This is a genomic window from Lacinutrix undariae (genome assembly GCF_052934785.1).
The window spans coordinates 2,271,675-2,292,607 of sequence record NZ_CM128809.1 but is presented as its reverse complement, the minus strand read 5'-3'; the positions used below and the strand labels follow the sequence as shown (position 1 = coordinate 2,292,607).

The 20,933-nt window shown below is 29.8% G+C and carries 25 protein-coding genes; 12 read left to right on the top strand and 13 right to left on the bottom strand.

Annotated elements, in window-relative coordinates:
* Positions 1–2 precede the first annotated feature (2 nt).
* Entirely contained in the window at positions 3–353 is a 351-nt protein-coding gene (locus ACU4C5_RS10175) for a hypothetical protein (RefSeq protein ID WP_165730891.1), read from the bottom strand.
* Positions 354–510: 157 nt separating this feature from the next.
* On the opposite strand from ACU4C5_RS10175, the gene ACU4C5_RS10170 reads away from it, so the two are divergent.
* From ACU4C5_RS10170 to ACU4C5_RS10120, 11 genes are all read left to right on the top strand, one after another.
* Positions 511–1,413 (top strand): DUF6892 domain-containing protein, encoded by a 903-nt coding sequence (locus ACU4C5_RS10170; RefSeq protein ID WP_446844101.1) that lies wholly within the window; start codon positions 511–513, stop codon positions 1,411–1,413.
* A gap of 171 nt (positions 1,414–1,584) precedes the next feature.
* Complete coding sequence (locus ACU4C5_RS10165) at positions 1,585–2,226, top strand: putative DNA-mimic protein (protein WP_446844100.1); 642 nt, start codon at positions 1,585–1,587, stop codon at positions 2,224–2,226.
* 45 nt (positions 2,227–2,271) lie between these two features.
* Positions 2,272–3,528: a hypothetical protein gene (locus ACU4C5_RS10160; protein WP_446844099.1), complete on the top strand. Its 1,257-nt coding sequence runs from the start codon at positions 2,272–2,274 to the stop codon at positions 3,526–3,528.
* A 56-nt stretch (positions 3,529–3,584) separates the two neighbouring features.
* Positions 3,585–4,712, top strand: a complete 1,128-nt coding sequence (locus ACU4C5_RS10155; protein ID WP_446844098.1) for a hypothetical protein — start codon at positions 3,585–3,587, stop codon at positions 4,710–4,712.
* A gap of 182 nt (positions 4,713–4,894) precedes the next feature.
* Positions 4,895–6,055, top strand: a complete 1,161-nt coding sequence (locus ACU4C5_RS10150; protein ID WP_446844097.1) for a hypothetical protein — start codon at positions 4,895–4,897, stop codon at positions 6,053–6,055.
* Positions 6,056–6,406: 351 nt separating this feature from the next.
* Positions 6,407–7,162 carry a DUF2314 domain-containing protein gene (locus ACU4C5_RS10145; protein WP_446844096.1) on the top strand — a complete coding sequence of 252 codons (756 nt, stop codon included), beginning with the start codon at positions 6,407–6,409 and terminating at the stop codon, positions 7,160–7,162.
* Between the two features lie 36 nt (positions 7,163–7,198).
* Entirely contained in the window at positions 7,199–7,804 is a 606-nt protein-coding gene (locus ACU4C5_RS10140) for an SMI1/KNR4 family protein (protein ID WP_446844095.1), read from the top strand.
* A gap of 67 nt (positions 7,805–7,871) precedes the next feature.
* Positions 7,872–8,294 (top strand): hypothetical protein, encoded by a 423-nt coding sequence (locus ACU4C5_RS10135; protein ID WP_446844094.1) that lies wholly within the window; start codon positions 7,872–7,874, stop codon positions 8,292–8,294.
* A gap of 99 nt (positions 8,295–8,393) precedes the next feature.
* Positions 8,394–8,852, top strand: a complete 459-nt coding sequence (locus ACU4C5_RS10130; protein ID WP_446844093.1) for a hypothetical protein — start codon at positions 8,394–8,396, stop codon at positions 8,850–8,852.
* An 11-nt stretch (positions 8,853–8,863) separates the two neighbouring features.
* Positions 8,864–9,373 (top strand): endonuclease V, encoded by a 510-nt coding sequence (locus ACU4C5_RS10125; RefSeq protein WP_446844092.1) that lies wholly within the window; start codon positions 8,864–8,866, stop codon positions 9,371–9,373.
* A gap of 20 nt (positions 9,374–9,393) precedes the next feature.
* Complete coding sequence (locus ACU4C5_RS10120) at positions 9,394–9,825, top strand: hypothetical protein (protein ID WP_446844091.1); 432 nt, start codon at positions 9,394–9,396, stop codon at positions 9,823–9,825.
* Positions 9,826–9,907: 82 nt separating this feature from the next.
* Here the strand turns inward: ACU4C5_RS10120 and ACU4C5_RS10115 are convergent, their stop codons facing one another.
* The 8 genes from ACU4C5_RS10115 to ACU4C5_RS10080 all read right to left on the bottom strand — a co-directional run bounded on the left by ACU4C5_RS10115 (position 9,908) and on the right by ACU4C5_RS10080 (position 17,732).
* Positions 9,908–10,678, bottom strand: a complete 771-nt coding sequence (locus ACU4C5_RS10115; RefSeq protein WP_446844090.1) for a hypothetical protein — start codon at positions 10,676–10,678, stop codon at positions 9,908–9,910.
* 161 nt (positions 10,679–10,839) lie between these two features.
* Positions 10,840–11,214, bottom strand: a complete 375-nt coding sequence (locus ACU4C5_RS10110; RefSeq protein ID WP_446844089.1) for a hypothetical protein — start codon at positions 11,212–11,214, stop codon at positions 10,840–10,842.
* A 93-nt stretch (positions 11,215–11,307) separates the two neighbouring features.
* A complete protein-coding gene (locus ACU4C5_RS10105) occupies positions 11,308–11,931 on the bottom strand; it encodes a hypothetical protein (protein ID WP_446844088.1) in 624 nt (207 codons plus the stop codon).
* A 194-nt stretch (positions 11,932–12,125) separates the two neighbouring features.
* Positions 12,126–12,740 carry a DUF1444 family protein gene (locus ACU4C5_RS10100; RefSeq protein ID WP_446844087.1) on the bottom strand — a complete coding sequence of 205 codons (615 nt, stop codon included), beginning with the start codon at positions 12,738–12,740 and terminating at the stop codon, positions 12,126–12,128.
* Between the two features lie 185 nt (positions 12,741–12,925).
* Entirely contained in the window at positions 12,926–13,441 is a 516-nt protein-coding gene (locus ACU4C5_RS10095; RefSeq protein WP_446844086.1) for a GNAT family N-acetyltransferase, read from the bottom strand.
* A 283-nt stretch (positions 13,442–13,724) separates the two neighbouring features.
* A complete protein-coding gene (locus ACU4C5_RS10090; protein WP_446844085.1) occupies positions 13,725–15,323 on the bottom strand; it encodes an MFS transporter in 1,599 nt (532 codons plus the stop codon).
* 12 nt (positions 15,324–15,335) lie between these two features.
* A complete protein-coding gene (locus ACU4C5_RS10085; RefSeq protein WP_446844084.1) occupies positions 15,336–16,394 on the bottom strand; it encodes an HlyD family secretion protein in 1,059 nt (352 codons plus the stop codon).
* Positions 16,395–17,732, bottom strand: a complete 1,338-nt coding sequence (locus ACU4C5_RS10080) for a TolC family protein (RefSeq protein WP_446844083.1) — start codon at positions 17,730–17,732, stop codon at positions 16,395–16,397.
* Positions 17,733–17,830: 98 nt separating this feature from the next.
* On the opposite strand from ACU4C5_RS10080, the gene ACU4C5_RS10075 reads away from it, so the two are divergent.
* Complete coding sequence (locus tag ACU4C5_RS10075; protein ID WP_208889562.1) at positions 17,831–18,649, top strand: AraC family transcriptional regulator; 819 nt, start codon at positions 17,831–17,833, stop codon at positions 18,647–18,649.
* Positions 18,650–18,701: 52 nt separating this feature from the next.
* Here ACU4C5_RS10075 and ACU4C5_RS10070 read toward each other — a convergent pair whose 3' ends face one another.
* The 4 genes from ACU4C5_RS10070 to ACU4C5_RS10055 form a co-directional block, all read right to left on the bottom strand.
* Entirely contained in the window at positions 18,702–19,433 is a 732-nt protein-coding gene (locus ACU4C5_RS10070) for an SIMPL domain-containing protein (protein WP_446844082.1), read from the bottom strand.
* A gap of 63 nt (positions 19,434–19,496) precedes the next feature.
* Positions 19,497–19,982, bottom strand: coding sequence for a phosphoribosylaminoimidazolesuccinocarboxamide synthase (locus tag ACU4C5_RS10065; RefSeq protein WP_446844081.1), 486 nt, complete (start codon positions 19,980–19,982; stop codon positions 19,497–19,499).
* A gap of 86 nt (positions 19,983–20,068) precedes the next feature.
* Positions 20,069–20,392 carry a hypothetical protein gene (locus tag ACU4C5_RS10060; RefSeq protein ID WP_446844080.1) on the bottom strand — a complete coding sequence of 108 codons (324 nt, stop codon included), beginning with the start codon at positions 20,390–20,392 and terminating at the stop codon, positions 20,069–20,071.
* Positions 20,393–20,411: 19 nt separating this feature from the next.
* A complete protein-coding gene (locus tag ACU4C5_RS10055; RefSeq protein WP_166382363.1) occupies positions 20,412–20,825 on the bottom strand; it encodes a hypothetical protein in 414 nt (137 codons plus the stop codon).
* Positions 20,826–20,933 lie beyond the last annotated feature (108 nt).

Below are 20,933 nucleotides of genomic sequence, written 5' to 3'. Positions count from 1 at the left end.
AATTATAATTCGTTTATGATTCCGCCAAATAAATGCGTGTAACGCTTTTTAGCTAATTCTAATTTAATTTCTAAATTTCTAATCTTTACAGACATTTCTAAGTCTTTGGCTACATAATCTTTTGCATCAAAATCGGATGCTAAAACCAAACTATTTGCGTCTGTCGGACTCATGTCTAACATGTTTTCTTGCTCTCGCTTTAAGCGTTTTAATGACAAGGCTAAATCTTCCGTTTCACGTTTGTACATTAATTGCGCATCTTCTGCAATAGCACTTGCACGATCGTCTCTTATTTTTTCGTTGTTGCGCTTTAATGAATCTAAAAAAGCTGCACTTTTAATTTTATCTTCCATCAAATATATTTTCAACAAAGTTCGGGCTAGTAGTCGTTCTTTTTATCACTGAAAATAATGATTTTATATTTTCGTTATTTAAATATAAATATCACTGAAAACGGTTAATCTATATTCAAGTAAAATAAGCATCTTTGCTATTATTAATAACGGACTTATGACAACCATACATTTATCTTCAACAGCTTTTAAAATCAATACTATTTCTATAGAATTTCCAGTTTCTATAGCAACTTTAAAAAATTGTCTTTCTGAAGATTTCAGAACTTTTAAAGGAAAAGACAACACGCTTTACACCTGGGATAATTCAGGAATTATAGCCTACGGAAATGAAGATTTTATTGAGTCTTTAACTTTAGAATTAGAGCCAGATGGTTATGATTTTAGTCCTAAAAACAAGTTCTCTGGAACATTTTATTTTAATGATGAAGAGATTATCAATTATTATAAAACTCACAAAGCAGAGCATATTGCACTTTTTGAAGGTGATGATTGTGGTGCTTTAGTACTGAATAATATGAGTGCTTGGTTTGATATGGACGAAGACACCGTTAATGCTATTGAAATTAGTACTTATGAACCTTATGACCGATCTGCAGGTATTCCTGAAGACAAATACACGATTAAACCAATAGATGAAGAACAAATTACGTTTGTAGATTTTGGCTTTAAATTATCTATTATAGAAGAATTAATGTATAGCAAAGGCCTATTGAAACCACAATTTGATATTTATGAATTCTCAAAATGGTATAAAGGCCGTAACATAGATATAGATGAAGAAGGTTACGAACCTATTGCAGAAATAGTACAATATTTTAAAGAGTTACCAATCCCAAAACGTTTGGCTACTGAAATTACTGAAATTTACCAAGATGGCGGAAATGATATTTATATGAACCTCTCTCCTTTTTCTGGCGGCGGTGAAGATGATTGGGATATTGAATGTGCCGATGATGCTAAACAATTTCCGAACTTAAAAAAAGCCACTTTATGCTATGCAAAAGACCATGTTTACGATGAGTTTATAAAAATGGGTATTGATGCAGAATCGTTATGATACATTAAAAAAGATTAAAAAGCACGCTAATTAAAGCGTGCTTTTTTTTTGTATTATTCGTCATAAAACTAAAAATTAAAAAAATAAGTATTTATTATTATCATTAATTTCAGTGATAAAACAAAAGCACATAAATTATAATTTTGCCTTGTAAATTAAAACAACAAGATTATGGGATTAGCAATTACAAGTGGCATATTAGCAGATTTTGCAAAAAATGAACCAGAAGGGTACGAAGCTTACAAAGTTATTTTTGAGAATATAAATACAATATTAACAGAAAATGGTGTAGCACCTTACAAAGAACCAGATGCCCTAGAAGGAAAGACTTTATCTTCTGGCGGATTTTCTTATGGTTTTTTACATTATTTAAGACGTTTTGCTGCTCATGTTTGGGAAAATGAATTTGATGAAAGTTGGGTACCAACACCTTTTTCTCCGGAAGAAGAACCAGAAGGTGATGCCATTTTAGAAGATCACTATTCTTATTTGTCTAGCCATCTTTTAACACATTCTGACTCCGAAGGTTTTTACATTCCTGTTGAATTACCTGAAGTTCTTTACGACACTGATAAAGCGCCTGTTCCTGGTGCAATGATTGGATCTTCTTACGATCTTTTAAAAGAATTAAAAAGTCTTACAAAACATTTAGGCATCACTTTAAATGAAGATGATATTATATCAAATTTATCAGAATTAAATGAAAAAATTAAAAACGAAGGTGATTTTTGGATTGAAACATTGGTTTGTGCTACGCTTTTAGATGCTGCTAAATTTAGTATCAATAACAAAACAGCTATCGTCTTTAACTAATCAAATCGCTTTAAGTTAAAGTTACACCTAATAAAAACAACGATCATGAAATTAACAGATAAAGATATACAAGAGATCAAACAAGATTGGAATAATTTAGGGCATAAATACGCTACTGATGTTAATACAATGATTGCGTTTGGAGAAAGTAAAGGATGGGAAAACTGGAAAGGTATAGAACCTAGAGATGAAAGAGATATTTTAACTGATGCAGTATTTCAACTTTTAAAAGAGGCGAATAAAAATGGAACTGTTAATGAGTTTAGAAACAATTTTCCACCAGCGCACTCGCCTCTCATTAAATTTATGAAAGATAAAGGGCAAAGTATTGAGCATTTGCATTTTATAGATCATCAGAAAATTGTTTTTTTAACAGGAACAGCCTATCAAAAAAGACAAGCCTATATTCTTAAAGATAGTGAAACTTTAGAGCTTGATTCATCTATTAGTGCTGTAGGAAAATCGAAACAACAGAATGTATTTGCCATAGCATCAAATAATACTATTGTAACCACACAAGGTTGGGAAGGTGAAATTATAGCTACTTTTAATTTAGATAAAGCCAAAAATATAGGAATTACAGAATTGATTCCTTTTAACGATGGACTCAAAGTTCTTTTAGTATCATCAGACGGTATTTACATTATTTCTAACGCTACTGAAAATTTAATTCACCCCTTACCAGACCCAGAAGATGATGAGTGGGAACCTTATATGGATATGGAAAATGCAACGCTTTCTAATGATAATAAGTTTATCGTTGTGGGCGATCAGTGTTACGACCATAGAATTTTAGATCAGAATGGTACTGAAATTGGGGAGGTTGGCCCGCAATCTTCATATCCGGATTTTTGCTTATTTTCAAAAGATGACAAACAATTAATTACAAATTCATGTCATTTTTATAACGGTGTAACTATTGGTGTAGATGCTTCAAACTTAAAAAACATTAATATTTCAGCTTACGAAGAGAGTGAAGATTATACCCTTATAGATGACGGAATGAGAGTTTATTGTGGTGTAGCAACTTCTAAATATTATATTTTAGGTGATGCTTTTGGATATATTAAAGCGATTGATACCAACGGAAATTGCGTTTGGAAATACTTTTTAGGTTCTACAATCACAGGAATTACAATTTCTGAAGATGAAAACACATTATGGATTGGTGCAGCTTCTGGAATGCTTCATAAACTACAATTAGAAAAAGGAGTTAGAGATAAACACACTATAGGGACTGGTAATCATTACGAAGAATTTAGGTTGATTTTATGGAAAGAAGAGCCAATTATGAAATGGTAAACTACTCTGATTTATTTTTTTTCTAAAAAACACAACCTTTAACATCCTTCTTAAAATTGAAAAATATCTTATTCTATTTCGCTTTATTTTTAGTGACACTTTCGTCTTGTAGTGAAAAAAACTATACAAAATTATATCATGATGATTCATCTAACAACTCAAAAGACACAAAATACCATTTACCTAAAAACCTTCTAAAATTTGAGATTACATATACTTTAAATGAACTAGGCATTCAAAAGGGAAGTTATTATAAAGTACTGAATGCAAACGATACAAAAATCACTATTAACGATCCAATTGTAATTACAAATATATTGGTAGCAGATACCTCTAAAACATTTGTGTTTACAGGTGAAAAAATACCCCAATCGGTTTTTAAAAACTTTAAAAACAGTCTTACTCAAGAAAAAACAAGTATTCCTTTTTTAGAAGATAAAAACCATAAAACACCCTTGTTTTCATTCTTTACAACATCTAATGCTGAAACTGAAGCTTATAATGCGGTCTTAAAAATGCAAGATAGCATGTCGGCTATAAAAACAAAAAAAGAAGCTCAATTAGCTTTAGAAATCATCTCGTTTTACAAAAGTCAGTTTGTGATGTTAAATGAAAATTTTCATCTTTATGTAAAACAGTATAAAATAAAATACACAGTTGTTATTGATCCATTAAAATTATACTCTAACAATAATGGAAACAGTTCTAAAATTGATGGTAATAAAATAAGTCATACTATTTTTCCTCATGAAATTTTTAAAGATAAAGGCGTTTTAAATGACACAGTTACCTTTACAATCTCTAAACCTAACACACCGCTATTAAGTAATTTTTTAGATGATAAACCTATTGAAGGAATTATTTATCAAACGTCTTCTTCTTTAGATGTAGAAATTTTGTTAAATAACTATTCATTATCAAAAGATACGTTAGCATTCACACGATCTGGAACATTTAAAACAATTGCAATTAAGGAATTTAAAAAAACTAAATCTATTGTAGTATTTAATTCTGAAAAGACAGAAAACATACCAAAATTTGAAGAAAAAACTGAAGAATTAAATTTTGATTCCACAGCAATTACAAAAGCCTCCAAAAAAGCCATTAGAAACGAGTATAAAGAGAAATTAAAAAATATAAATCTCCTTTTACAAAAACTTGAAAAACGAAAAGAAGAGTTTTAAAACAAAACATAAACAACTAAAAAACAGCAATAAAAATATAAAAAAGCACGCTAATTAAAGCGTGCTTTTTTAGTTATGAAACTAAAAATCAAAAATTAAGTATTTATTATTATCATTAATTTCAGTGATAATGTGAAGCGATATAACGTATAATTTTACAGTATAAAACTAACACATTCACAATGAAAAATAATCTACTTTACTTCCTATTAATATTGGTCTTATTTTCTTCTTGCAGCAAAAAAAGTTATACCTCTTTATATGATAAAAACGTAAAGCTTATTGATAATGAAAGCAAATATTTCTTATCAAAAAACCTTTTAAAGCTAGAGATTATTTACACCATAAATGAACCACGAGTTCAAAAAAAAGGTATAGATGAAGCGTTAACAGCAAGAAAAACTATAGTTACTATTGAAGATCCAATTCAACTTACTACACTTTTAGTTGCAGATACTTCTCAAACATTTTTTACAACTGGAAAACAATTATCTGAAGACTCTTATGTAAATAGAGGGACTAACGCAAAAAACTTTTTAACTGGTGAAACACGAAGTATTTCTTTAGCAAAAAAAGTAACTTCCAATACACTATCAACAGGTATTTTAACAGATTCAAATATTGAAGCAGACGCTTACCGATCTGTGTTAGAAATTAAAAATAATATCACAAAAATTAAAACAGCAGATCAAGCTGATTTTACATTAAGCTTAGTATATGCTTATAAAAATCAATCTACAATAGCAAATGAAGCATATAAGCCATACATAAAAAAATCTAAGGTAAAATATACGGTTATCATTGATCCTTCGTCACTATATATAAAAGAAGGAAATTGGTCTGAAATTAAAAATAACACAATTTCTCACACTATTTTTCCTAAACATATTTTTAAAGAAATAGGTGTTTTAAATGATGACGTTACATTAAAATTCATAAAAAAAGAAATAGATCCAATTATAAAATCAACACCTCAAAAACCGTTAGAAGGTATTATTTATCGCAATTCTTCACCTGTAAATTTAGAACTAGAAATAAATAACCATTTGCTGGTTACTGATACTTTAGAAGTGGCACAATGGGGAACTATCAAAAGAATTTCGGTTAATGATTTACAAAAAAATAAACAAAATTCCATTTTATTATTCAAAGCAGAAGATACAACTTCAATCACTGATAGTAACATAATAACATTAGAACATACTATAGAGAACTTAAAATTAGAGAGTCCCGAAAGTGTAGCAATTTCTCAAAAGAGAATTAAGAAAGAATATGAGCTAAAGCTAAAAAATATTAATTCACTCATAGCGCAACTTCAAGAGTTAGGAGAAAGTTATAAATAGTAGATTAAAACAAAAAAATCACTGAAATCAGTGAGTAAAAATTAAAATTAAGATTCCATCTTTGTTTACTCAAAATAAGGCGGTTAACTAACAAATGAATCTTAAAGATAAAATAAGCCTATCAACTCACATTTGCTAGATTAACTATGTTTTTACGAAAATTATCTGAATATATTCAATCCTAAAAAATTGATAATAGAATACCTTTTTTGCCCTAAACTAAAAAGGTTATCAATCTTATTTTGAAGCATATATAATGAACAACCCACATAGAGTTTTCTATCATAGATGTAGGAAACTGGGTTGTTTAACTTAAACCCCAAGACAATAAACTAAAAAAACAAAAGGATTATGAGCCAAGAAAATAATATAATCTATACCGAACAAAACGAAAAAATGAAAGCCGCTTATCTTAAAGCGCAATCTACCTTTAATTACTTTTGGCGTGAAATTTATTGGGAAGCTAAAAGAGTTGTTCCTGCACACGATTTAGCTTTAGTAAAAATTCCTTTTCAACAAAAAATTGAAGGAAAAGAAGCTCCTTTAGTAGAACACATGTGGATTAGTGACATTAATTTTGATGGAGAATACATTACAGGTATTTTACAAAATGCACCAAATAAATTAACAAATGTTACTGAAGGTGATACCGTAACCAGAAAAGTATCAGAAATATCAGATTGGATGTTGTCTATAGATCGCAAAACTTATGGCGGATATACCATTCAAGTGCTGCGCTCTGATATGACTGATAAAGCTAGAGAAAGCCATGATAATGCTTGGGGATTAAACTTTGGCGACTACAATACTATTTTAGTGGCACACTTACAGGAAGAGGAAAAAGAGAATCTTATTGAGCATCCAATGAGTAAAATAATGGAAAAACCTGCTAGAGATTTCTTTACAGAAAACCTTGATGTGGTAACTGCTGCAGATGAAAATGGAGTGACAAGATTACATACAGAAACCATTGCAGGAAACAAAACAGCTGTAACTATTTTATTAGAATTAGGTGCAAATAAAAATGCTAAAACCAAAACAGGAAAAACAGCTTTAGATTTTGCCACAGCATTAAACTGGTCGCACCTTATACCAATTTTAAAATAAAATTAATAGTCATCATTTTCAATAAAAAAATTAGAGATGAAAACAATAGCAGACACCTACATATCTGGATTAAAAAGCGCCTATTACAAAGCTAAAGGGAAAGAAATTTGGGATCATTTTGAAAACATAAAACACGGTGCATCTCAAGAGGATTTAGATAAACTAAAAGCAGATTGTCCTACTATTCCTAAGGCATTAATTGATTTATTGCAATATGTAGATGGTACGTATTGGAGAACCTATGGTGACGAAGATATTGCTTTTACCTTATTGGGTTCTGATTTATCTAAATGTCAATATTACTTATTATCATCTCAGCAAATTTTAAAAAATCAAGGTGATGCACCATATAATTTTCAAGATTATTTATATGGAGAATATGATGTCGTAGACATAGATGAAAAAATCTTAAAACATGCAAAAGATCTTAATTGGCTTCACTTTTCCGATTGTACAAATAACGGCGGAACTTCTCAACTTTATATAGATTACAGTCCTTCAGAAAAAGGAATAAAAGGACAAATAGTGAGGGTTCTTCATGATCCAAATGAGTTTGAAGTAATCGCAGATAGTTTTAAAGATTATTTGCAAATGCTAATAGACAATGAATTTCATTTTATTACTGAAGATTCAATAGAATAAAATTAGTGATTAAAATAGATTCACAAGAAAAAATCACCAACTAAAACCCCAAAAAGAGCTATTAATTATGAATAAAAAACTGATTATACCTACTGTTATTCTTATATTTTTAGCCCTGTATAATATTCTTAATTATACCAATAGAGAACTATTTAAAACAGATGAAAGTTACCTCTCATATTCCTCAGACGGCAGTTTAGTTTTGTATATGGAAACCGCAGAAGTATATAACGACGCCTATTGTAAAATTTATGTTTTTGATACAGCAATGTACCCTAACTTGAAAGAAGAAGGCACATTCCCTTCAATATTTCAGAAGAATAACCCCAAAACATTATTCTATATTCCTGTAAAATTTCATGCACGAATTACAAATTTTGATTGGAATGATAAAAGTAATATCATAAATATTACACAAGCATCTGTTAATGATGAAATGCCTTTAAATTATGATATTGATTTAAATAGTTTTAGTTTCTATCAAAAATAATGATACACTACTTATATAAAGAGTCTAAAATTATTTCTGTAATTTCAAATTTAACCTCACCTTAATTACACATAATTAGCCCGACATAAAACCAATACAATGAATTTAGCAAATGCTATCCTAAAAATCCAAAACTTTCAAGTTGTTGACGATTTAGAAGATTATGAAATCAATGAATTCTTTGATACTATTACAGAAAAATTAACGGATATAAGCAAGTTTACAGATTCAGAAAAAGAACAACTTATTCAAACACTTTTTGATTATCTAAAACGGCATGATCCCGAATTAGAAGAAAATTTTTATTTCATCCATTTTATAGAACATATAGACAAGCCAGATTACAAAATTTATGATGCTGAATTACTGAAATTCAATACCGAAAACGGAACGATTACTACTACCCTTTTATTGAATCGGTTTATCAATGGTCTAAAAGAACAGGAACGTAAAAAACATATCGATTTATTAAAATCGATTTCTGAGAATAAGAATTATACCGATTTAGTGAGAACTGAAGCATTGAGTTATTACGAACATCAAACTGAAAAAAGATAAAAACAACAATTATGAAACTTGCTTTTGATACTTATTATTACGACGGAAAAGCGAAAACAATTGCGGTAAGCTTTAATGACTGGGAAGATGAAGTACCTACTCAAATTTACACAGATATTATTGAAGGTGTAGAACCGTATGAACCAGGATCTTTTTACAAACGCGAATTACCGTGTATTTTAAGTCTGCTTAAACAAGTGAATTTAGAAGAAGTAGACTTAATTATCGTTGATGGTTACGTTATTCTAGAAGAAAAACATTTGGGTTTAGGTGGCTATTTGTACCAAGCTTTAGAGCATAAAATTCCGGTTGTAGGTATCGCAAAATCTGAGTTTGTGTCTAAAACAGCGGTGTTTAAAGAAGTGTTTCGTGGCGAAAGTAAAAAACCATTGTATGTCACTTCTATTGGTACGGACAGAGATGAGGTTTGTAACGCCATAGAACGTATGCACGGTAAATACCGAATGCCAACATTACTACAGATTGTAGATACAAAAACTAAAGAAAATACTAAGAATTAATATTTTAAAAAGTTACAACTATGAATAAAAATTTAATTATAACCTCGGTAGATGAACTAAAACCAATGTTTAGAAAAAATTACAGGGAGTTTATTGCAGAAAAGCCAAGGACTGTTATTTTTGAGGAAGAGGAATTTAAGTTATATAATTTTGAAAAGATGATGGAGCTTACCAACATAGATGGAATGGAAGTCAGTAAGATTCACGCATTAACCCCGTATGTTAAAACATTAAGTGAATTTATGAATCCTATATTTAATGATTTAAATGGGTATAAGTGGAGTTTAGAAAAATTAGCTGTAGGTAAAGCTATTGGTGCTAATTCTGAAGGTGATTTATTATTTTTTGGTTGCTATGATAATACTAAAGTACATTTATTTCGTCACGATGATGGCAGTGTAAAGAGAACTAAATTAACCTTGTTTGAAATTATTAAACAATTTTCTGAGTAAATTTTAGGTACTTAGCGTAAATAATAAAAAAGCCCAATTATAAATTTTATAATTGGGCTTTTTAGTTTTTTTATGACTGAAATTATTCAGTATATCTTAAAAACAAATGGTTTTTATTTTTAATGATGTCTGCTATTTTTTCAAATTCAGATTCTGTTGTATTGTACAATTTTGCCAAGTCAGCTAACAATGCTTTTAATTCATTGCCTTTTAAAGGCTCATTTTTAATAAATCCTAAAAATGAAGCACCTATGCCAAAAAGTTCAAAATTGTATTTTTCAAATAAATGTTTTGATAAAGCGTAATTTTCAAAAGGACTTAAATCGGCACTAAAGTATCCATTCGGAAAGCCAGTAAGTCCTTCGTATGGCTTTTCAACAGGAAGTATTTTAAGAATCACCTGTTTGTCTAAAAATGCTAATGGAGATTCATTCATGTTTTCTAAATCCAAAACATCATCTTCAGAATTGTCTATGCCTTTTTCACAAACGGTTTTAAAATCAATGCCTCTTGTTTGTTTCAAAAAGTTTTCTCGGATAATAAAATATTCAGATGGTGTAGAAAGATGTCCCAAATGCTCGTTATCTTCATCATAACAAGCTTCATCAAGTCCAGATAAATCATAGCCATCTGTATCTAGCAGAGAATTGTAATCACAAGCGTGACCACTGGTATATTCGGCTTGACCTAAATCATCAAGCGTTAAGATTATGGTTTTGTCAGGATTATTTTTTTTATAGGTTTGGTAAACCTCCATAAGTTCCTCGTACGACTTTATGTCTTCGATTAAGAAACTGTCAAATAACATTTCCTGATAAGGCTCACGAGTTTTTATTAATTTTTCTATTTTCATAAGTTGCGTTTTAGGTTTGGTAAATCTGCCAATCAAATAGATAAAGATCGTTTTCCAACTAAAAAAACTCCGTATAAGAAGCTTTTTGGTTAATTCTCCGCTGCTTTTAAAGCGTTATAATAAGTTAGAAAGATATTCAATTAAAACTCCATAATCATGTTTTAAACAGCAATACGGCCAATGGCATCCATCTTTTTAAGAATAATAGGTACAAATAAAGCAAATTTAGCATTAAACTCTTCTTGTGTTTTTGTAGTGTTTAAGTTTTCACCCATAGTTATCCAAGTAGCGAACAAAGCATCTTCAATATTTGCATCATCAGTATCTATATTTAAAGCTTTAATAAGATTGAAATTTTCATCTTGACTGTAAAAACCAGATGCTCTAACAATTTCAAAAACGAGCTCAAAAATGCTTCGAGTATCTAAAAGTTCACTGATTTTAACTTCTGTTTCTTTTGAGGCACTTATAGCGTCAAAAATATCTACCATTAAATTTTGTACTCTTCCGTTAATACTAAAGTCTAGATTTTTCAATTTTTCTTTTTTTAAGTTTTTAAAACATCTTTATCGTTAACTATTTAAAACTAACGATAAAGAATTATCTAAGCGTAAATTCTGTTTATCAGCCTATAAAGGAATATGCCCTACAATGTCACAGTTTGTTACTGAATACACAAGGTCTGCGATACGTTCGTTAGGGTTCTCTTCATCATTCCAATTGTATTTGTGTAGGTAACCAAACTTATCTTTTGTCTCTTTATCTGCGTGTTGTGAAATAATCATTAATTCACCATATTTTGATGTAGAAACAAATAAATCTTCTGAGTCTAGCATAGTATGAGCTTTGTTCATTTCTATTTTACTAAAAACGCGTTCACTTGCAAAATAAGGGGAAATAGAAATAAGTGCTTTATTGTCTAAGGCTTCAGCATATTCTAAAGTAGATTCTAAACCGTCTAAGTTTTGATACGCATCATTAAGTAGTTTAGTTCCGTCGTAAATTTCTAAATCATCCATAGTTAAATACACAAAACCATCTGGCGTATCAATACCATAAACAGCAACAATCTTAGAAGGATCATTTTCATTATCACCTTTTATTGCTGTAGTTTGTAGAATCTCACCATCTAAACCTTCCCAAGTTCCTGCTTTTACAATAGGAAAAACTTTGTATTCTCCTTGACTTGCTTTTTCAACGATGGTTTTAATTTCTGTTAAATTATCTTTTCTATTAAGTGTATTAACTTTCATGCTATTTGTTTTATTAGTTATGACAAAATTAAAGACACAAAGAAACTTTTTTATCACTGTATTCAGCCATTTGTTTATTTAGTGGTTTATGTAATTAAGTTAATTTATTTCAGTTTAACACATAAAAAAAGGTATTCACATTTTTGTAAATACCTTTTTATTATTATTCGCTTTGTTAGCGATTTAATATTGAATTATAATGGAATATGCCCTACAATATTACCTTCTTTTACAATAAAAAGAGAATTAGTAATAGGTGCATTTCCAAAACTATCATCCTCCCAAGTATAGTTGTGTAGGTATGCAAATTTATTCATTGTTTCTTCATCTACATCTCTAGAAATAATGGTCATACATGTTCTTCTAGGGATAGATACCAATAATTCTTCAGCGTCTAACATAGCATGTGCTTTTAGCATATGTGTTCTAGAAAGAATTGTTTCGCTTGAAAAGTCGTTTCCGTTAGCTCCAACAGCTTTATTATCTAAGGATGCAACAAATTCTATTCCCGTATCACAGTTTTCTAAATTTTGAAAAGCTTCTTGTGTAATTTGTTTCGGATCCATTGTTTCTAAGTGTTTTTTAGTTAAAAACACAAAGTTCTCTGGTGTATCCATTCCGTATGCAATTACAACTTCAGCGCCATTTTCTGCAGGTATTAAAGTAGCACTCAAAGCTCCTGCTTTTAATCCAACCCAATCCCCTGGTTTTAAAATAGGATATATTTTTTGATCACTATTTTCTGTTTGTTCAATGATTTTTTCTATTGCTTCTTGAGATTTTTCGTTTCCTGAAACTGTACCGCTCATAATGTTGTTTGTTTTATTATTTATTACAAAATTAGAGAAGCAGCTTAGGTTTTTTATCACGGGATTCAGCGATTTTGGGATTTAATTGTTTATCTGTAATGCTTAATAAAATAGATTATAGACCCAAAAAAAGGTGCTACACAATTGTAAACACCTCTTATTTTTTAATAAATAAACATATTATATTAATACTCCAAATACATAATATGATTAGGGTTATAATGTGTTTCTGATATTTTATAATGATGCTCACCTACAATCTTAAATCCTTTTTTATTATAAAAATTTAATCCTTTTTCATTTTCAGTCCAAACGGCAAGCCAAATCCCTTTTTGATTATTTCTTTTTGAAAATTCAACATTGAAATCAAATAATTTAGCCCCAAGTTGCTTTCCATAAAAAGCCTTCAACAAGTATAATCTATCTAATTTTGTAATATTTAAATCGGTTATATTTTCATTCGGACTATCTAATTCAATTTTTGAAAATCCAGCAAGCTCACCATCACTATAAATAAGATAATACGCTACCTTTTTATTTTCAATATCTTCAATAATAGTTTGCGTATGATATGCTTTAGATATAAAATAAAGAATATCTTCTTTAGAAGCGCTATGACCATGCGACTCAGAAAAAGCCTCTTTTCCTATTATTCCAATAACTTCGGCATGTGTGGTATTTGCTTTTATAATTTCAACCATTTTAATTTATTTTCTTTTCCTATTGAACTCTTTTCGCTGTAAAATTATGATTTTATTTCTTCGGAAAAATTTAAATCTCATCTAGAATTAATGTTTGAAGTTGAATGGTTTTATTATCAATACATTGAAATATGCCAAACCCAAAAATTTGTTTAGTAAAAATGTTATGATCATCCTTATAAGCAACATCAGAATAGGTTTCTAAAAAAAAATCAGCCTTATTAAAACGATTCGTTTAAATTTCCCCTATAAACTCATAACAGCATCAATATTTAAAGAATCATTAAATAGGCGTTAATTTATCTGTAATTTTTCTAAGGTGATAATGAAAATGCGGAATTAAAGCAATACCAAGCATTACAAAAATAATAAAGCAACTTAAGTAAATATAGTAATCGCGGGCAAACAAAAGATTAGATTGAACTCCTACTGCTTTTCCTAACATTTTTCTTGCACCTGCAGCAGCTTGTAATTTAGAAGCTCCGTGACTTAATAAGGTTTCCTTGTAATTTTGTAACCGTAGCACAGTTACAGGGTTTGTAATTACAACATCCTCTGCAAAATTATTGTAATGCACACTTCCTTGACGCAAGCCCATAAAAGTAACCAACGCCATACTTAGTGTAAAAGTAAAACAACGATACGAAACCCCAGTTACCGAAGCAGAAAAACCTATTTCAGAAGGAACTCCTGTAGCATAAAAAATAACTATAGAAACAATTAAGATACCATTACCAAAACCTTGAAAAAATAAGGGAAATATAATATCTAGTATTTCTGCTTGATTTCCCAATATGAAAATCATATAGATATGAAAAAATAAAAATGAAGCAAATCCTGTAAGCCAAATTAATCGTATTCTTACACCTGCTAAAATAAATCGTGCCGTTAGTAGTGCTCCAAAAATAACTCCAACTCCATTTATTATCATCACATAACTTTTGTGGTATACATCTAAATTAAGTCCATTGGCAAAGAAGCCAAACGACACGCTAGTATCTCCTTTTGTAATATAAAAAGCGACGAGCATTAACATTCCAATTCTAAAATTTCGATGTTTATATATGCTAAGATCCACATAAGGTGTTTCTAATTTTAATTGCCTAAAAACAAACAAGAGTAATAAAATAACAAAGGTTATTGTTGTTAAAATAATATGTAAACTCTTAAACCAATTATAGTGTTGCCCGTAACATAATATATAAGTCACCGTGGTTAAAGCAGCCGCATATAATACAAAACTTACCCAATCTACTTTATCCTTAATGCGTGTTTTTTCTTTTCTTAATTCTACCCCATTTTTTAAGCAAACAAAAAGCAATACAAAACCAGGTAAACAAGAAAATATAATTAATATAAAAAGGATATTAAAATTGTAGTTTGAAAAAAGAACAGCATCAACAATATAAGAAAGCGGTATGGAGCCAAACATGGTTCCGTACAAACAAGCATAGCTTAACACTCTACTTCTTTGGGAATGAAACTGCTGAAATATCAGATTAAATAAAGTCCCTATAAAAACAAGTGTCAACATTCCGTTTAAAAATCGAAAAACAATTAATAAAATTAAATTTTGGCTATTATAAAGTATCAAGTTTACGAGTATAAATAAGATGCAACACATGGTAAAATATGGTTTGGTAGCAAACTTAGTCGAGATTGTTTTTTCTAAAGAAAAGCCACTCGCTACCCCTAAATAAAACATTATAATAGAAAATTTAATGTCATAAGAATCGGCAGCATAATAACTCATCGCACTATCCATTCCGCCCATATAAATCCCTAAAACAGCAGTTACAGGAACAAGTGTAAGCAAAATTGCAAGTACCATAAGCCATCTTGGAACCCAAGATTTAAAGAAATGGTGATAAGTTGTAGACATAATTTAATTTTATTATTTAGGAACGCTTACCTCGGCATTCATACCAGCACGAAGTTGTTCTAAGCTATTTTCATTATCAGTAAGTTTAATACGAACAGGAAAACGCTGTGTAATTTTTACAAAATTTCCAGTGGCATTATCTGGTGGTAATAATGAAAATTGAGATCCTGTAGCGGCAGAAAATGCTTCTATAGTTCCTTTAAATGTTTCTCCAGGAAAAGCATCAATTGTAATAGTTGCTTTTTGTCCTTCATGCAACGCTGCAATTTGTGTTTCTTCAAAATTGGCTTCAATCCATTTACTTTGATTTTTATCTACAATAAAACCAATGGTTTGTCCTTTTTGCACCAATTGTCCTATTTGTAAATTCTTTTTACCCATATAACCATTGGTTGGAGCAGTAATTACTGCATATTTTAAATCGAGCAAAATTTTATTTAAATCGGCTTTTTTCTCTTGAATTGTTGCTTTTGCAACTTCTATTTGAGCGCCAACATCAGTCGTTTTACTCAGAGACGTTTGATAGCTTCTTTTTACAGATTCAAAATTCGCTTCAGCAACTTTTAGTTTGGTCTGGATGTCTTCAAAACGTTGTGGTGTTACGGCATTGTTGTCTAATAGGTTTTTGTAGCGTTCATACTCCTTTTGCTGTTGATATAATTGTGCTTTGGCCGCATTAATTTGCGATTGATTGATGCCTGAACTTACGTTAGACGTATTTTGATTGCTTTCTAAAACATGCAATTGTGCTTCGGCTGCTCTTAATTTTGCTTGCGCAATATCTTGTTGTACCAAAGCTTCATTTCTATCTAATACAATTAAAGTATCTCCCATTTTTACATGTTCATGGTCTTTGTACTTTACTTCTTGTACATAGCCATTGGTACGGCTCAAAATTGGGTTAATGTATTCTTTAACTTGTGCATCATTTGTTGTTTCATATCTCCAATGATGAATCATAGAAAACACACCCCATAGTATTAATCCGATTAAGATAAATAAGGCGACCAAATAGGTAATTCGTACAAGTATTCTATCTGTCTTTTCGTATTTTTTTAATGCTGTGCTCATTTATAATTTTCCTGATATTTTTAATAATTGATAATAATGTACTTTGGCTGCTATTTGATTGTTAATCAATTCAAAATGGGCCTCTAATTGTTGGGTATCTGCATCAATCAAATCTGTTAAAAGAGATAATTGATTAAAGTAAGTTTGTTTTACGATGCGATAATTTTCTTGTGCAGATTGAATATTTTCTTGCGCAACTTCAATTTTTATAACATCTTCTTTAAAACGACTATAAGCTGTTTTTACTTGCTTTCTTAAATTATCATCCACATTTTCTTTGGCTAATTTTTGTTGCTCTACTGCTATTTCGGCTGCTTTTTCTTTATGCTTGTCATAATAAAGTGCAGAAATATCATAAGACAATTTTATACCTGCAACACCTAATAAATAAGGTGCTTGTTCATAAGGATAAAGTTTAATTTGAGGATATGAATACGTATAATTCCCAAAAAAACCAATCTTAGGAAGTTTATCTGCTTTTAAAGCAACTGTTTTTAATTCACTTAATTCTATTTGTTTTTCAGCCATTTTTTCTAAAGGAGATTCACTAAGCATTTCCGAAACAAAAGTTTCGTAATTCTTATCGATAGCGATGTCTTTTGTCTGAATTGTATCAGACGGAATTAAAAGTGTATCGTCTTCATTTCCTACTAAAATATTAAGAGCTTGCGTTACTATAACAAGGTCGTTTTTTATGGTAACTAACTGTGTTTGAAGTTTCGATAATTGTAATTTTGCTCGTAGAAAATCACTTTTTAATACAACACCATTTTTAAACAATTGCTCAATAAAACGAACACGTTCTGCATTTTGTTTGATATTTTGCTTCACTAAATTTTCATATTGATACGAACGTTGCAGACTTACATAATATTGAATTACTTCTAAATGCAATTGGTCGCTTGTTTCTTCTTCAATATGTTCTAAAAATTCTTTAGATGCTTCAGCTGTTTTAATCGCCGTTTTTGAAGCGCCACCTGCATAAATATTAAAATAAGCAGATACCGACGCATCATAAACACTATGATCTTCTAAAGGAATAAATTCTGCACTGTTATTAATTCCGTTTACAAAAACAGGAATATTTGATAATTTTCCATAAGATGCATCAAAGTTTAACGATGGTAATCTTTTGTTTTTGGCATCGAGGATGTTTTCTTTACCTATTTCCGTTTTTAAATGCTGAACTTTTAATTCTTTACTAAAAACCTCTGCTTTACTCCAAACATCATCTAAACTTAAGAAAACACTATCTTTTGATATTTCTTGAGCATAGCCAAAGGTGTTAAAAAGTACTGCTAAAAAGAAGAATGTTCTTTTTATTAAACTGCTAATCATTTCTGTTTCTATTTTTGAGCAAAATTACCGAGACTATTATAGCTTTGTTTTTTGTAAATAGACAAATATTTACTAATTTGAGCCAAATAACAATTAGGATGAAAAAGGACTATAATCCATTTCAATTTTTAAAAGATGTTGATCATATAAAAGACAGCATTTTTATACATCATACTAAAATTGAAGAGCAATTGCCAATGCACAAACACCATAAACATCAATTATCTTATATTGAAGGTGGTGTCGCTTTTTTAAATACGCCAACCAATTCTTATTTTTTACCAGCACGCCATTTTATTTGGATGCCAGCAGGAATGGAGCATAACGTAGAGTTACGTTCGCCTTTTATTATGGTACGTAATTTATATTTTCCCGTAGATTTGTTTCCTAAAGATCATAAATTAAGAACAATGGGAATTTACCCCGTTACGGACTTAATAAAGGAAATGATTTTGTTTACCGAAGAATGGAAAGGTGGGTTTACAAAAGAACAAACTCATCAACACGAGTTTTTAATTGCTTTGAGAAATGTATTGATGGCAGTTTCTAGAGTTCCAATTCCAATTGCTTTACCAACTACAAAAAATGAATTACTAAAACCTATATTAAAATACATTCATCATAATTTAGAAGAACCTTTAAAACTCAATTTGGTTGCAAAAGAATTCGGAATGAGTTCTAGAAGTTTATCTAGAATATTTAGAGAACATATTGATATTTCTTTTCTTCAGTATTTAAAAATGACCCGCGTAATTAGAAGTATGGAAATGTTATTAGAAACAAACAAGTCTATTAGTGAAATTGCCTATGCTTGTGGTTATAGCAGTATTGGCGCTTTTAGTAATGTATTCTATCAAATATCTCATATACGTCCTGTAGATTTTAGAAAACAGAATTTAAAAAAGGGAGGAAAATAAAGCTATTTTCCTCCCTTTTGTATTTTAATTACTTAAAAAATATAGTAAAATATTAATCTACTTTATAAACCAGCTTCATAGTAATTGAAGCCGTTTTTTCTCTATTTGCTGTATTAAACGTTCCTCCCCAAGAATAGTCTTCTCCAGAATTTTGACCTGTGATTTGAAAAATCCCCATTTTAGCAGATTCTAAATCACTTAAATTTCCTCCAGAAAATTTAGCAATGTTCTCTGCACGTATTCTCGCATCTTCTGTAGCTTTTGAGATCATTTCTATTTTAAGGTCTGCAAGTTTTGTGTAATAATATCTAGGAGCTTTTGAGTAAAATTGAACACCTTGGTTTAATAACTCAGTGATTTCTCTAGAAACCTTTTCTATTTTATCGACTTCTTTAGATTCTATTTGTACAGATTGTGTAAGTTCGTAACCAACAAATTCTTGACCAGCATATTCTCCATTTGTAGTGTATAATTGCTTCGTTTTTTCATTTGTTTTTACAGCACTATAAATTAATTCTTCTGGTTTAATTCCTTTTTTAGATAGGTAATTATTAATGGTGCGTTTCTTTTCTTCTAATGTTAAATAGGCTTGTTTTAAATCTGCATTGTCTGCACTAAAACTTCCTTCCCAAACAATTAAATCTGAAGAAAAATCTGTTTTACCTAATCCCGTAACCTGAATTTCTCCATCTTTTTTATTTCTATCCGTATATGCTTTTCCTAAGAATATAGAAGATGCAACGATTGCTATTCCAAAAATAATTGCGTTTGTATATTGTTTCATAATATTTTATTTATTCTGATATTTTAAACTGATTTTAAATGAAGTCTTAGTATTTCTTTATGTTTATTCATTTAATAACTTCTCTTCTTTCATTATTTTTTTTGCTATTTCGGTTTCATTTTTTCCATTATCTAATGAACCTGGTAACATTATGATACGTTTCTTAATTTTTCCTTTTTCATCTTTAAAAAGAACTTCAAATCGAGAACGCGTTATTCCGAATATTGCTTTTTTTAATTTGATACTAGTAATGTCTTTTCTTTCTATTATTGGTGTTGCAGAATTATTAAAGCTTGCAAATATTCCATACATCAGAAATAAACCAACTATTAAATAAAAAATCGATATGGGTAGTTGACCTGTTTGAAAACTATCAAATGCTGAATAAAGTAAGAAAGCAGAAATTCCTCCATAAATTATTAAAACTCGAGTGATGCTCTTTCCAACAGCCACTTTTGCCATATTTCCAATGATTCCATCTCTTGTTAAAATAATTTTATCTGGTAAAATATGACAAAATCCTGTTTTAGTTTTAAATTGTTTTTCCATTAATTTTCTTGCTATTTTTTAAACTTCATCCTTTTTTTCTCATTAATATTGAATAGCATTTTTTATTAAGATTTGTTTTTTAAACGCTACTCCTCTATTTTTAATCCTGTAAGATTAATTGTTTCATCTTCAACAAGTTGATAAACTCCTTTACCAGAAATGTGTTTGGTAAAAATTTGAACATCATCTCCGTAAGAAACTCCTACATTTACATCAAATATAAATTTGGCATTTTTAAAAGTGAAAGAATTAGTATTAACCTCAACAGAAACGTTAGTTGGTTCTAAGGTAACATCCCAATAACTGGAAGCTTCATTGCCGAATTCTAGGTTCACTAATAAATTGCTCCAAGTTTTATGATGATTAACAATTTGTGCTGCTAATTGGTTTTGTATGTTTTCAATATCCATATTTACTAAATTTAAAATACTACCAATACGTACCTACTAAAAACGTCATTCTTATAAATGCAATGACACTTTCTGACGTTAATTCTAAAGGTGCTTTTAAATCGGTAATTTCGTCTTCATCTACAAAAACGACAAACAAACCGTCTTTAAAAGAAAGTAAAACATTGTCTATTGCTTGTTGCAAATTTGCTAAATCTGTATTGGCTAACTCACCAAATTCTACTTTACCACTTTCTGCTTTTTCTTGTATTTCTGCAGGACTTAAAAACCCAATTACATTAACTTCTGTTCGTTTTTTATTAAAAGCTTCTACTTGATTTTTTACACAACCAATTAATAATTCTTCTAAATTTTTAGGATTTTCTTCTAAAGTAAAAGGCACTTTTTTAACCTTCTTCTTGCCTAGTCTTTTTAGTTGTAACGTTAATTCCATAATATGCTAAATGTTTTTTGCGTTAGGGATTGTCGTGGAAAGCCCACAGTGCGTTAGCACGAGGACTTGCAACAAAAGCCCGACCTCGCCTAAGCGAGGTAACGCCCT

What these genes read in the sequence shown, in the direction of transcription:
- ACU4C5_RS10065 (WP_446844081.1), bottom strand. Translation starts at nt 19,982, where the DNA reads ATGGAAAAACAATTTAAAACTAAAACAGGATTTTGTCATATTTTACCA.
- ACU4C5_RS10055 (WP_166382363.1), bottom strand. Translation starts at nt 20,825, where the DNA reads ATGGAATTAACGTTACAACTAAAAAGACTAGGCAAGAAGAAGGTTAAA.
- ACU4C5_RS10130 (WP_446844093.1), top strand. Translation starts at nt 8,394, where the DNA reads ATGAATTTAGCAAATGCTATCCTAAAAATCCAAAACTTTCAAGTTGTT.
- ACU4C5_RS10100 (WP_446844087.1), bottom strand. Translation starts at nt 12,740, where the DNA reads ATGAGCGGTACAGTTTCAGGAAACGAAAAATCTCAAGAAGCAATAGAA.
- ACU4C5_RS10070 (WP_446844082.1), bottom strand. Translation starts at nt 19,433, where the DNA reads ATGAAACAATATACAAACGCAATTATTTTTGGAATAGCAATCGTTGCA.
- ACU4C5_RS10080 (WP_446844083.1), bottom strand. Translation starts at nt 17,732, where the DNA reads ATGATTAGCAGTTTAATAAAAAGAACATTCTTCTTTTTAGCAGTACTT.
- ACU4C5_RS10125 (WP_446844092.1), top strand. Translation starts at nt 8,864, where the DNA reads ATGAAACTTGCTTTTGATACTTATTATTACGACGGAAAAGCGAAAACA.
- ACU4C5_RS10075 (WP_208889562.1), top strand. Translation starts at nt 17,831, where the DNA reads ATGAAAAAGGACTATAATCCATTTCAATTTTTAAAAGATGTTGATCAT.
- ACU4C5_RS10160 (WP_446844099.1), top strand. Translation starts at nt 2,272, where the DNA reads ATGAAATTAACAGATAAAGATATACAAGAGATCAAACAAGATTGGAAT.
- ACU4C5_RS10165 (WP_446844100.1), top strand. Translation starts at nt 1,585, where the DNA reads ATGGGATTAGCAATTACAAGTGGCATATTAGCAGATTTTGCAAAAAAT.
- ACU4C5_RS10140 (WP_446844095.1), top strand. Translation starts at nt 7,199, where the DNA reads ATGAAAACAATAGCAGACACCTACATATCTGGATTAAAAAGCGCCTAT.
- ACU4C5_RS10135 (WP_446844094.1), top strand. Translation starts at nt 7,872, where the DNA reads ATGAATAAAAAACTGATTATACCTACTGTTATTCTTATATTTTTAGCC.
- ACU4C5_RS10105 (WP_446844088.1), bottom strand. Translation starts at nt 11,931, where the DNA reads ATGAAAGTTAATACACTTAATAGAAAAGATAATTTAACAGAAATTAAA.
- ACU4C5_RS10085 (WP_446844084.1), bottom strand. Translation starts at nt 16,394, where the DNA reads ATGAGCACAGCATTAAAAAAATACGAAAAGACAGATAGAATACTTGTA.
- ACU4C5_RS10095 (WP_446844086.1), bottom strand. Translation starts at nt 13,441, where the DNA reads ATGGTTGAAATTATAAAAGCAAATACCACACATGCCGAAGTTATTGGA.
- ACU4C5_RS10175 (WP_165730891.1), bottom strand. Translation starts at nt 353, where the DNA reads ATGGAAGATAAAATTAAAAGTGCAGCTTTTTTAGATTCATTAAAGCGC.
- ACU4C5_RS10170 (WP_446844101.1), top strand. Translation starts at nt 511, where the DNA reads ATGACAACCATACATTTATCTTCAACAGCTTTTAAAATCAATACTATT.
- ACU4C5_RS10145 (WP_446844096.1), top strand. Translation starts at nt 6,407, where the DNA reads ATGAGCCAAGAAAATAATATAATCTATACCGAACAAAACGAAAAAATG.
- ACU4C5_RS10150 (WP_446844097.1), top strand. Translation starts at nt 4,895, where the DNA reads ATGAAAAATAATCTACTTTACTTCCTATTAATATTGGTCTTATTTTCT.
- ACU4C5_RS10060 (WP_446844080.1), bottom strand. Translation starts at nt 20,392, where the DNA reads ATGGATATTGAAAACATACAAAACCAATTAGCAGCACAAATTGTTAAT.
- ACU4C5_RS10115 (WP_446844090.1), bottom strand. Translation starts at nt 10,678, where the DNA reads ATGAAAATAGAAAAATTAATAAAAACTCGTGAGCCTTATCAGGAAATG.
- ACU4C5_RS10120 (WP_446844091.1), top strand. Translation starts at nt 9,394, where the DNA reads ATGAATAAAAATTTAATTATAACCTCGGTAGATGAACTAAAACCAATG.
- ACU4C5_RS10090 (WP_446844085.1), bottom strand. Translation starts at nt 15,323, where the DNA reads ATGTCTACAACTTATCACCATTTCTTTAAATCTTGGGTTCCAAGATGG.